This window comes from Vulcanococcus sp. Clear-D1, from assembly GCF_014654725.1.
Taxonomy (GTDB): Bacteria; Cyanobacteriota; Cyanobacteriia; order PCC-6307; family Cyanobiaceae; genus Vulcanococcus.
In genome coordinates, this window is record NZ_JACVZV010000018.1 from 123681 (window position 1) to 134497 (window position 10817).

The window sequence follows — 10817 nt, forward strand, 5'->3', positions numbered from 1 at the left end:
CTCACCGGCTCACCAGCAGCGGCGTCACCACCGGCTGGATGCCCTGAGCCTTCCAGTAGCGGCCCTCCAGCCAGAGGGCGCCGTGGCAGAAGGCATCCACCAGGTCCTTGCTTCCCTTCGGGAAGCGGATGGCTTCTTCCACCAGCGGCTGGGCGCGGTGGTGGAAGCGGATCTGACCCGCCTCCACCAGGGGTGCGACAGCATGGGCACGGGTTTCCTTGCTGCCCCGGGCGGTGATCGGCAGCATCCCCGGCACGCGGCGCCTGAGCGTCTGCAGCACGGCCGGGCCGTTGGCCGCGTCCTCGATCAGGACGGCATGGGGGCGCAGGCCCTGCTGCTCGAGGGCCTCCATGCAGCCCAGCAGGAAGCGGATCACCTCCGGCAGGCCAAAGCGGTGCCGGGCCGCCCACAGCACCTCGATCTCCAGCGCCGCCTGGGGCATGGGCCCCTGAGATTCACCCGATCGGGGGATGGCAGAGGGAGCCGGTGGTGCCAGCAGGCCCACCAGGCAGAAGCCGCAGTAGTCGCTCTCCGCCTCCCCCTTGAAGCTCAGGTCACACGAGAGGGCCAGCAGGGCGTAGTGACGCTGGCTGCCGTCCTCGCGGGGGAAGGGCGGCCGGATCCACTGCCGCAGGAAGATGGATCCAGACGCCGGGCTGGGCCGCTGCTGATACAGCGCCGCCCACCAGTAGGCACCGAGGCGAGCTCTGATCTTGAGCAGTTCCGGCAGGGGGAAGCGCTCTGGACACAGCGCTTCGCCCGCCTGTCGCCAATCGGGGATCAGGGTGCAGGTGGGCGGCAGCTTGGGGCGATCGGCCGGCTCTTCGGCGATCGCCGGCAGATCGAGCACGGTCCACTGCTGCGGGGCCTCCCCCAGCTCCTGCTCGTACAACCAGCCGATCACGTCCTGGTGGTCCCAGCGGGTGAGCACGACCACCTGGGCCGAGAGGTTCGGCTGCTCGGTGCCGTCAGGACCCAGCACCGTCGACGGTTCGGCGCGGGTGAGCCACACCGAGCGCAGCCAGTCGATCAGCTTCTGCCGCAGCGCAGGGGATGCTGCATCACCCGGGCCCTTGTAGGGGTCGTCGATGATTCCCAGGCTGTAGCCCTTTCCCGTGAACGGGCCATCCACACCAGCAGCGATGCAGCCACCCCGCTGCCGCGTCAGCCAGTTCCCCACGGCCGCCGAATCTCTGGCGAGCAGATGGCCCGTCACCCGGTAGAAGTGGCGGGCTTCTCTGGAGTGGGCGTAGGCCAGCTCAGCTGAGTACGAGGCGATCGCCGCAAACAGATGCGGGTAGCGCTGCAGGAAGTAGGCCGGAAACAGCTTGGAGACCAGGAGCGATTTCCCCAGGCGCGGCGGACAGGTGACGATCAACCGGCTCAGCTGGCCATCGGCCACCTGCTGGAGCAGGTCAATCAGCACCTCAGCCCAGCGGTGGAAGCCATAGCGGGGATAGGCCTCAGCGATGAAGCTCCGCAGGCTCAGCGGTTCCGCCTGGATTGGAGTGATGCTGGCCGGCAGGTGAAGCAGGCCGCCGTCGCCCCAGGGGTCCAGCTCAGGCAACAGCAGGCCGCCCCCCTCGTATGAGGAGGCTTCGGGTTGGAGAACCGTTGGCACTGCCGCTGTGGTCGTCACCGTTCTCATGCCCGGGGCTCCGGCGGCTTGATGGGGGCCCGCAGCAGCCCGCCGATCTCGGCGATCACCCGGAAGGCGCCGACGGCGGCATTGAACTGGCCCGCGTCCATCGCCCGCCGGGCGCAGTCGTTGAGGGCAAAGATCTGCTCGGCCTGGTGGCGGCGCCGGTCGGTGATCAGCTCCTCCACCATTCGCTCGCGGGCGAGGTTGAGGTAGCGGTTGACCGTCTGGGTGTTGTGGATTCCCCAGTTCTCACGAGCATTTTCAATGATCTGCACCAGAGGTAGGCGCTGAGCCACCCAGAGCTGTGCCTGAGCAATGCGCCGTTCCACCTCCAGCCGCGAGGGCCTGGGAGTGAGTTGAACCGCCACACCCTTGGGGCGACGCGGTGGATTGGCATGGCCGATTGGCCTGGCCGGATCAGTGGGCTGGTACAGCGGCTGGCCGTTGTCGTCCTCCGCGCTGGCCGCAGCGCGCAGCTCCTCCACTGGATCAGCGGGAGGCAGGGCGTGGGCACGCTGCGGCATCGGCTCAGAACGGCTGGTCCTGCGCCTTCGGGGGGCGGATGGTCCAGAAGGGCTTGCCGCGCTTCTCGGTGGCGCTGCCCTGCTGGATGGCGCTTTCCTTGGCGGACTTGAGCTGCTGCTCGATCTGCTGGACGGCCGCCGGGAACTCGTAGCTCAGACGGCCAAGGCTGTGGGAGAAGGCCCAGTCGTTGTGGGAGAAGGAGGGGTCCAGCTGGCCGGACGCCATCGCCGCGCTGAGGGCCTCCAGCAGCGGCTCAAGCTGCTGCTCCAGTTCCTTCTGCTGGGCCTTGATCGCGGTCAGCGCATCCAGCAGGCCATCGATGCCATCGACCGCTGGAGCAGTCGGTTCAACAGGAGCAGAAGCGGCAGCCATCACCAGGAACAGAGCATCGAGCAGGCCAGCAGGGCATAGCCCAGTGCTCAGCCCACTGTATGGGCTCTGTACTAAGAGCCGCAATCGCAAGGGCTGTTAGTTCCTAATGGCTCCGTCTGCTGATCAGAAGGGCCTGCGGGCCAGGCAGTAGCGGCTCCAGGCGGCGGCCCAGGCCGCCAGGCACTGCTCACGGCTGTAGAAGGTGCTGGTGAAGGCTTCTCCGGGTTTGCTCCAGATCGTCTGGCCCCGCTCGTAGTGGTTTCCCTGGGTGGCCTCCAGCACCATGTAGCCCCCGAGTTGGGCGGCGGTGGAATAGGGCCGGCCGTGGGCCGAGAGGGTTTTGAGGTCGTAGAGCACCCGCACCGGCTCACCATGGCGCTCGCTCAGCGCCGGTGAGACATAGGCGCCATCGAAGGCCCCGGCCACGTTGCGGGCCAGACAGCAGGTGAGCCGCTCGCTGGCGATCACCTCCACCTCCTCCCAGAGCGGCAGCTGCAAAAGCGGCAGGATCCAGTTCCGGTATGGGTGATGGCCCGGCAGTGTCTCGGCTTCCAGCAGGGCATCGCTGGCGCTTTTGCCCACCAGGAAGCGGGCCTGGCTGTAGTGCTCCAGGGCCGCATGCACCGTGGTCCCGCGCGGCTCCCAGATCGGTCGCTTGGCCTCGATCGCGCGCTTGGCGGTTTCGCTCAAGCCATGGGCCAGCACGCCGGTGATCGACACCGGAAACAGGTGATCGCCCAGCCAGTAGCGGTGGGCCGCCTCATCCCGCCAGAGGCCGGGGATGGGGTCCAGCCAGGTCGTCGTCAGCATGGCCGTTTCCCCTGCAACGGGCTGTGACGGCAGGCGTCACAGCCGAAATCCTGCGCCAGAGCAGGGGTTGAGCCGACCCTGTGACGCTGTAACCCTCTTTCTCTAAATAGAAGCATTAGCAAGCAGCAGTGTGTCCTGACGCAGGTGTGCATAGGTGTTGATGTGTGTGTGTGAGGGTGTCTATCCCCGCCGAAAAGCGTCACAGCGTTACAGCCGCTGTGATCGATTGCGCTGCAGTCGATCTGGGCATAACGGTGGGGTGTTGCGGGGTGTCATGGCTGTGACGCTGCGCCTCAGAGAACCGCCAGCGGGATCGCCACCGCCCGCGTGACCATGCCGGCGCCGCAGAAGCGCACCGGCCCGCGCCGCTGAGCACCGGCCAGGCGCAGCAACACCACCGCCCAGCCATGGGCCCAGGCCGACTCCCGCAGGATGTGGGCGATCGGTTCGGCCGTGTTGCTCACCAGCAGATGGGGCGGCTCCAGCCGCAATCCCTGGCGGGCCAGGGCTTGAGCAGCCAACTCCGCGCTGATCTCCAGGTCGTGAGCCTGGTGGGCAGCGAGCTCCACCAGCTCGCCGATGGTGCGGGTGACGCTGCGATCGGCGCACTCCACCCGCAGCGGGTGCTGGAGGATCGTCTGGATGCAGCGCTGCTCATCGCTGAGCTCGGTGCTCTGGCTGTAGCTCTCCCAGTCGTGGCAGGCGATGCACTGCTCGGCCTCCTCCTGGGTGGGGACCACATCGCTGAGCAGCGACCAGGCCCCGGCCATCAAGGTGCCGTACTGATCCCCCAGCCGCTGGGAGTCGAAGTGCCGGGCCGCTACCCGGGTGAACACCCCCTCGGCCTGGCGGATCATCGGGATCAAGCCCACGGTGCGGGCGATCAGCCGCCGGCCCAGCTCGCTGGAAATGTGGCGATCGAGGTCCCGATCCAGGGATACCCAGTGCATCTCCCGCTCACCCTTGGGCAGCTCGGCGGGGTTGCGCAGGGTGAGCTGGGCAAAGCGGCTGCGGTCCGCCCCCTGCTTGAGGGCGGTGGCAATCGAGCTGAGCAGGAACATCGAGCGCACCCGGTAGCGGCTCACCTCCCCGCTCGGGGAGCCCTTGAGCAGGGAGGCCCCGCTTTCGCTGCTGGCCACCCGCGCCAGCGACAGGATTCCCTGCATCCGCTGTTGATCCGGCCGCTCATTGCTCTCGGCCTCGTCGAACACCACCGGCACGGCGTCGGAGCAGATCGACTGGCGCAGCGCCGCTTCTGTTGTCGAGCCGCTCACCAGCAGCGCGAAGTCACCCAGCAGGGGGGTGATGTAGCGATCGAGGATCGCGCTCTTCCCCGAGCCCGCACCGCCGGTGAGCCACACATGGGGCCGCCAGCGCAGCGAACCGCAGATCGGGCCGAGCACCACCCAGCCCACCAGCAGGGTGCCCGAGGCGGGCACATCCCAGTGGAAGCGGTTGGCGATGCTCACGATCACCGCCGCCTCCTGTACCGACAGCGGTTCCACATCGCCCGGCCCATCGAGGCGCGGCATGCGCTGGTAGACGTAGCGCGAGCGAAAAGGCGTGGTGATCAGGTGCTCCCCCTCGGGGGTGACGAGCCGATCGCCCAGGTGCAGCAGGGGCCGGCTGTCATCCCACCAGGCCCCGCGGCCGCGGATGCGATCGGGGGTGAATAGCCCTGCGGCGATCGAGCGCTCGTAGAGGTCGCTGGCCGCCGCCGACCAGTTCACGCCGGTGCGGCTGGGGTAGAGGGTCTCCCAGTGGGCCAGGGGCGCCAGGGCCACCAGATGGGTGGCGGTGTGGGCTGAGCGGCTCAACCGCAGCACCTGCCCGGTGCGGCCGGAGCGGTAGTAGCTGGCTTCGCCGTCGTAGCCGAGGCACTGGAACGGCGCCCCGCCACCGCCACCTGCCGGTGACTCAGCGGAGGTGGGCTCCTGCCGATCAGCTTCTGCGTCCTGGTTCGAGGCCCCTTGTGCTGCCGGTAGGGGCTGCAGCCACTGCTGCAGCTGCTCGGCCGCTTCCGCTGGGCTCCAGTCGGCATCGGCCAGATCCCAGCCCTGCGGCAGATCGGGCGGTGGCTCCACCAGCTGCACACTGCAGCCCTGCTCGCGCAACAGAGAGGCCAGCCGTGGCATCGCCTTGCGGCCCGGTGCGTCGGCATCGGGCCAGAGCGTCACCGTCCGCCCCGCCAGCCCCAGTGGGGCCAGCGGTTGCCAGTCGGCCTTGCCGATCGCATTGGTGCCGTTGGCCCAGCTGATCACCACGTGATCGGGAAACAGCAGCGCAGCTGCATCGGCCGTGCCCTCCCCCTCCACCACCAACACCGGTGCGTCTGGGCGTTGGGCCAACCCCGGCAGGCCGTAGAGGGGTCGGGGGGCTGGCCACTCGCAGGAGAAGGGATCGCGGCGGCTGGGTCGGTGCCAGCCACCATCGAGCCAGACCCGATGCAGAAAGCCCTTGCGGCCGCTGCGGCCAGGGCAGAGCCGCTGGATCCAGAACAGCGGGTTCCCCGCCGCATCGCGGTAGCACCACTGGGCGATCGCACCCCGCTCCAGCTCTGGCGGCGCGGCGTCAGCAGGCGGCACCTCGGGTTGGCGCCAGGGCCGACTGGCGTGGCCGGGGAGTCCTGTGGCCGCAGGGGTGGCCGGTGGGGCAGGGAGCTTGCCGCCGGAACCGTTGCCGGTGCTCACCGGCTGGGGCCGATGCCGCTCGGTCCCGGCTGGATCCAGGCCCAGGTAGCGCTCCACTTCTTCGCAGGCCTGGCGGAAGCTCCAGCGGCGCACCCGCATCAGCAGGTCAATCCCGGTCCCCCCACCCCCCAGGTGGTCTTTGCCACCGCACTGGTTGCAGAACCAGGAGCCGTTCCCGTCCCGGTCGTCAAAGCGGTAGCGGTCCCGCCCGCCGCAGGCAGGGCAGGGCTGGTGGCGGTTGCTGAGCTGCTCGACAGGCAGTCCAGCAAGCGCCTTGAGGATTTCCTTCCAGCGGCCATTGGCCGCGGTCATCACGTCGGTTGCCATGGGTGTCGCTACGGATCAACGACGCTCAGCGGCTGCCGCCAACACAGGCCCAGGCAGGGCAAGGCCGGCCTGTTCTGCCGCGATCGCCGCGTCGATCACCTGGCGCAGCACCGCCGAGCGACTGAGGGTGCCATGCAAGCGGCGCTGGTCAAGCCAAGCCAGCTGCGCCTCGGTGATGGAGACGCTCAGAGGCGGCGCAAAGGAAGCCATGTATGCCTGGAGTTCTGAGCACAGCCTAAGCACACCCGGCAGGGCTTGATAAGTTGAACATTGCTGAGGCGTCTGACTCAGTGCAAAGCCTGTCGTCACGCCCATGGCCCCGATCGCTCTGCGCGACTACCAGCAGCGGCTGCTGGATGATCTCCGCGCTGCCCTCAAGGTTCACCAGCGGGTTTGCGCCGTCATGCCCACCGGTGCGGGCAAGGGTCAGACCATCGGCGCGATCGTTCAGGGCGCCGCCAGCAAGGGCCGGCGGGTGCTGGTGCTCGCCCACCGGGCCGAGCTGATCGAGCAGCTCACCGGCACCGTGCGGGCCTGGGGGCTGGAGCCCGATGTGATCGCTCCTGGCCACATGCTGCAGGGCCAGCAGGTCGCCGTGGGCTCGGTGCAGACCGTGGCCCGGCGGCTGGGGCAGCTGCCCCAGCCGGATCTGATCATTCAGGACGAGGCCCACCACCTGGTCGCCGGCAACGTCTGGGGCCGGATCATCGAGGCCTGGCCTTATGCCCACCTGATCGGCAAGACCGCTACCCCCGAACGCCTTGATGGCAAGGGGTTGGGCGTGGAGGCCGGCGGCTATTTCGAGGCCCTGGTGCTGGGGCCCTCAGCGGTCTGGCTGGTCGAACAGGGCTGGCTGGCCAGGCCCAAGGTGTTCTCCTGGCCAGGGGCCAGGAACAGCAAACTGCGACGTCGCATGGGCGAGTTCGACCTGGAGGAGGCGGCACGCGCCTTCGGGGAACGGGCCGCCATTGGTGATGCGGTGTCGCACTACCGACGCCGACTGCACCCGGGCACCGCCATCTGCTTTTGCTGCACGATCGAACACGCCGAGCAGATGGCCGGAGCCTTCCGCGCTGCGGGAATCCGGGCCGCGGCGGTGAGTGGCGGCACGCCGGCCGAGGAGCGCAAACGCCTGATCGCAGGACTGGGCACTGGGGAGGTGGAGGTGCTAACCAGCTGCATGATCATTTCTGAGGGCACCGACATCCCCTCGGTGGGCGGCGCGATCCTGATGCGCCCCACCGCTTCCCTGAGCCTCTATCTGCAGATGGTCGGCCGGGCCCTGCGTCCCGCACTTGGGAAGCAGGAAGCGGTGATCCTCGATCACGTCGGCAACGCCCATCGCCACGGCCTGCCCACCGATGAGCGCGAGTGGAAACTGGCCGGTCGGCGCCGGCGTGAGGGTGTCTCGATCCCGATCAAGGACTGCCCCGTCTGCTTCTGCAGCTGCTCCAGCGCGACACAGGTCTGCCCGGACTGCGGCCATCTGTTTCTGGCCGAGGAACGCGATGAGCAGCGCCGTCGGCTCCAGCAGGTTGAGGGTGAACTGGTGGAAGTCACGGGCGCAGCCCGCCACCGGCCTAAGCCCAACCAGCAGCAACGGTCGCGGCGCACGCACCCGGCCGCAGGCTGTCGCACCTTCGAGCAGCTGCTGCAACGCGAGCAGGATCGGGGCTACAAGCCAGGCTGGGCCAGGCACGTCTGGGCAGCCAGGCAAAAAGGTGGAGGAGCGAACCTCTAAGTGCAGCCGATTTCACCCCAGATGTAGAACGATCTACCTTGCGAGGGGTAAACGCAGCGGTCTTGCACCAGATTGGAGTCGCCGCCTACTGACCAACCCACTCCCCATTCCCACATGTAGAAGACCACACTCCCTACATCGGGGCAGGCGGAGAGGACTTGCTCTGTGTATTTCTTGGTGAGCTGTGGGCTGCTCGTGAGTGCCTGGTTTGCGTTGTGCGCCTGCTGAGTAGCCTGCAGCCCTCGCGACCACTGCGTGTTGAGGTTGAAGACGATCCGCTGCTGCTTCTCTGGTATGGGCGAGGCTGCAGCGGGACTTTCTGACGCTGGTGAATAGATCTGCACATCTTGCAGATCCCCGCCCAGCCTGTTTTCAATGTCGCTGTGTACTTGATGAATGGCATTGAGGCAGCGAGGGTCCTTGATGCTTTCGTAGGCGGAAGCTCTGCCGTTCGCAAAAGCTGATCTGCCGGCCAGGGACGCCATGGTCAAAGCAAGCGTGACAAAAGAGATGAGCGCTTTCATGGTGAGAAGTAGTACCCCCATTCGTATTGCATGACATTCGTGCCGTCCTCTCCAGGGACTAGGCGTGTATGCGGGCCATCTCCGAGGTCTACCCATCGAAAGGTGCGAGCCGTGCCATCAGGGAAAAAGCCAACTGGGACCCCGCCCTCATGCCAGTGATTGAAGCTCACCAGGCCAATGTCTGGACATGCTTCCAAGATCCGTGCGCCAAGAGCGGATAGGTAAACTGGAGAGGAGAGAAGGCCCTGGTAAAGCTTGCCGGAGTCCCCAGATAAATTGATGTCCAGCTGCTGCGGTCTTCCTGGAGGCGCACCGTAGTAATACTTGCGGATGGAGGTGCTATCCAGTGTGATTGTTGGATACACCATCCGCGCGATGCGAGTGCCGGCATTGGCTCGATAGGGAGAGAAGAAGCCTCTCGATCTGAGCTCGGATTGGACTGATGATTGTGCTTCTGTACAAGTCGCCGTTGTGCTCTTCAATCTGGTGAAGTGAAGTGACTGTGCGAGGGCGCTGCTACTCAAGCCCTGCAAGGTCTGCCAGGTCAGGATCAGGGCCGTCAGTGGACGGAAAAAGGTATGGCCAATCAATGGCGGGTGCATTTCCTTGGTGGCTGACGATGTCCTGCTTGGCATACGTAGGTATAGGCCGGAAGTCAATTTCAGTCAGGCCTGGCTGCCGCGACTGAAGGGCGGTGTGGCCTGGTAAGGCGCTCGCCAGGGTGGTCGCTGGCCCGAGTCTGGCAACAGGAGGCATGGCCTTCTCCCCCAGCGAACACGAGATCCAGCAGCGCATTCGCCTGGCCTGCGGCCGCGGGGCCGTGCGGCTCTGGCGCAACAACACCGGTGCCCTGGTCGACCAGCAGGGACGCTTCGTGCGCTTTGGGCTCTGCAAGGGCAGCAGCGACCTGATCGGCCTGCGCGCGCTGGAGATCACGCCCGAGCTGGTCGGCCAGCGGCTCGCCCAGTTCGTCGCCCTGGAGGTCAAGACAGCCCAGGGCGTGCTCAGCCCGGAGCAGCGGGCCTTCCTGCGCCTCGTGCAGGAGCTCGGAGGCGCGGCAGCGGTCTGCCGCTCCGTGGATGAAGCCGAGCAGCTGCTTGGCACCCCGAGGCAAGTACGGCTGGGACACTGATGGATCCGGCAGAACTGAAGCAGCAGCTGAGGCGTCTCACGCAGGCCCACCCGGACGAGCACCCCTACACCCTTGCTCTGAGATTGCAGGCAGAGACAGGGAAGGTGATCACTGGCCAACTTGCCAAGCAGATCCTGCAGAGGCTTGGACAGGCTCGGACCTGATATGCCAGGACGTGTCAGGACGTGACTAGGAGTGCCAAGTCTGCCGTATGGTTCGGGAAATCCCATTCAGGATCCTGAACGTGGCCATCACCTACGCGGAGCTGCTTGAGCGCCAGGAGGAGAACCGCGCAGCGTTCGGTCGGATGCTGCTGAACTGGCGAAGAACCAACGGCTGGACCCAATACACCGCCTGCAGCTGGGCGGAAGAGGCCGGCTTCGATGCGATCTCCTACGGCAACCTCTCGGTGATCGAGCAGGGCAAGGCCGGCGAGCTGCGCCAGAAGGCCTTCTGGCAGCTGGGCGAGCTGAACCGCCGCATCGCCGACAAGGACTGGGGCCCGGTCAAGAGCCAGGCGATCAAGGAGAAGCTCGAGAACGCCATTCCCCTGGGTGACAACGACTGCCCAACCTGGACGCCCCTGGAGCTCTGGGCCTGCTACTGCGGTCTAAGAGATGTGCCGGAAGCATTCCGCACCACCCCCGCGCCGACCGTTGGCCAGCGCAAGGCCACGGAGCTCTCGAGCAAGTGGCGCAACCAGATGCGCCGGGTTGTCGACGAATGCGGCCTCGAGCCCAGCGACGCCCTCAACTCCCTGGCGGTCGAGGCCAGCGAAGAGCATCGCAAGCGCTTCTATGCCGTGCTCACGGGCTTCGGCGACTACAAGCCGGAGGAGCTGGTCCCGTTGTGGATCGAGGGCGACCTCTACCTGCCCAAGCGCTGGCTGGACCAGTGGGAGGCGGCCAACAGGAAGGGCGCCAAGCCCAGCGGCCGCAAAGCCAAGAAGCCAGTCAAGGCCTGATGGCTAGGAATTAACAGTCGCTATGAGTGCGGCTTCCAGCAAAGAGCTCTAAGATCCGGACCAGCGGGCAACCGCCCGATTCGATCCGTC

Annotated in this window: 10 protein-coding genes; 3 read left to right on the plus strand and 7 right to left on the minus strand. The window is 66.7% G+C overall.

The features are described from left to right. Position 1: 1 nt before the first annotated feature. The 6 genes from H9532_RS07475 to H9532_RS07500 all read right to left on the minus strand — a co-directional run bounded on the left by H9532_RS07475 (position 2) and on the right by H9532_RS07500 (position 6576). Positions 2-1648, minus strand: a complete 1647-nt coding sequence (locus H9532_RS07475) for a terminase (protein ID WP_296367069.1) — start codon at positions 1646-1648, stop codon at positions 2-4. Beyond that, positions 1645-2166: a hypothetical protein gene (locus H9532_RS07480; RefSeq protein ID WP_296367071.1), complete on the minus strand. Its 522-nt coding sequence runs from the start codon at positions 2164-2166 to the stop codon at positions 1645-1647. The genes H9532_RS07475 and H9532_RS07480 overlap by 4 nt, the downstream gene beginning before the upstream one ends. A gap of 4 nt (positions 2167-2170) precedes the next feature. Further along, positions 2171-2539: a hypothetical protein gene (locus H9532_RS07485; protein WP_296367072.1), complete on the minus strand. Its 369-nt coding sequence runs from the start codon at positions 2537-2539 to the stop codon at positions 2171-2173. Positions 2540-2662: 123 nt separating this feature from the next. Beyond that, the gene (locus tag H9532_RS07490) at positions 2663-3349 is read right to left on the minus strand and encodes a hypothetical protein (protein ID WP_296367074.1); all 687 of its coding nucleotides are present in this window, start codon (positions 3347-3349) and stop codon (positions 2663-2665) included. 293 nt (positions 3350-3642) lie between these two features. Next, the gene (locus H9532_RS07495; protein WP_296367076.1) at positions 3643-6366 is read right to left on the minus strand and encodes a primase-helicase zinc-binding domain-containing protein; all 2724 of its coding nucleotides are present in this window, start codon (positions 6364-6366) and stop codon (positions 3643-3645) included. 15 nt (positions 6367-6381) lie between these two features. Next, positions 6382-6576 (minus strand): hypothetical protein, encoded by a 195-nt coding sequence (locus H9532_RS07500; protein WP_296367078.1) that lies wholly within the window; start codon positions 6574-6576, stop codon positions 6382-6384. Between the two features lie 103 nt (positions 6577-6679). On the opposite strand from H9532_RS07500, the gene H9532_RS07505 reads away from it, so the two are divergent. Further along, the gene (locus H9532_RS07505; RefSeq protein ID WP_296367080.1) at positions 6680-8107 is read left to right on the plus strand and encodes a DEAD/DEAH box helicase; all 1428 of its coding nucleotides are present in this window, start codon (positions 6680-6682) and stop codon (positions 8105-8107) included. Here H9532_RS07505 and H9532_RS07510 read toward each other — a convergent pair. After that, positions 8104-8631, minus strand: a complete 528-nt coding sequence (locus H9532_RS07510; RefSeq protein ID WP_296367082.1) for a hypothetical protein — start codon at positions 8629-8631, stop codon at positions 8104-8106. The two genes, H9532_RS07505 and H9532_RS07510, sit on opposite strands and share 4 nt — an antisense overlap. Before the next feature lie 754 nt (positions 8632-9385). Between H9532_RS07510 and H9532_RS07515 the strand changes: the two genes are divergently transcribed. Together H9532_RS07515 and H9532_RS07520 are read left to right on the plus strand one after the other, a co-directional pair. Continuing rightward, a complete protein-coding gene (locus tag H9532_RS07515; RefSeq protein ID WP_296367085.1) occupies positions 9386-9763 on the plus strand; it encodes a VRR-NUC domain-containing protein in 378 nt (125 codons plus the stop codon). A gap of 244 nt (positions 9764-10007) precedes the next feature. After that, positions 10008-10727 carry an XRE family transcriptional regulator gene (locus tag H9532_RS07520; RefSeq protein WP_296367088.1) on the plus strand — a complete coding sequence of 240 codons (720 nt, stop codon included), beginning with the start codon at positions 10008-10010 and terminating at the stop codon, positions 10725-10727. The last annotated feature ends 90 nt before the right edge of the window (positions 10728-10817 follow it).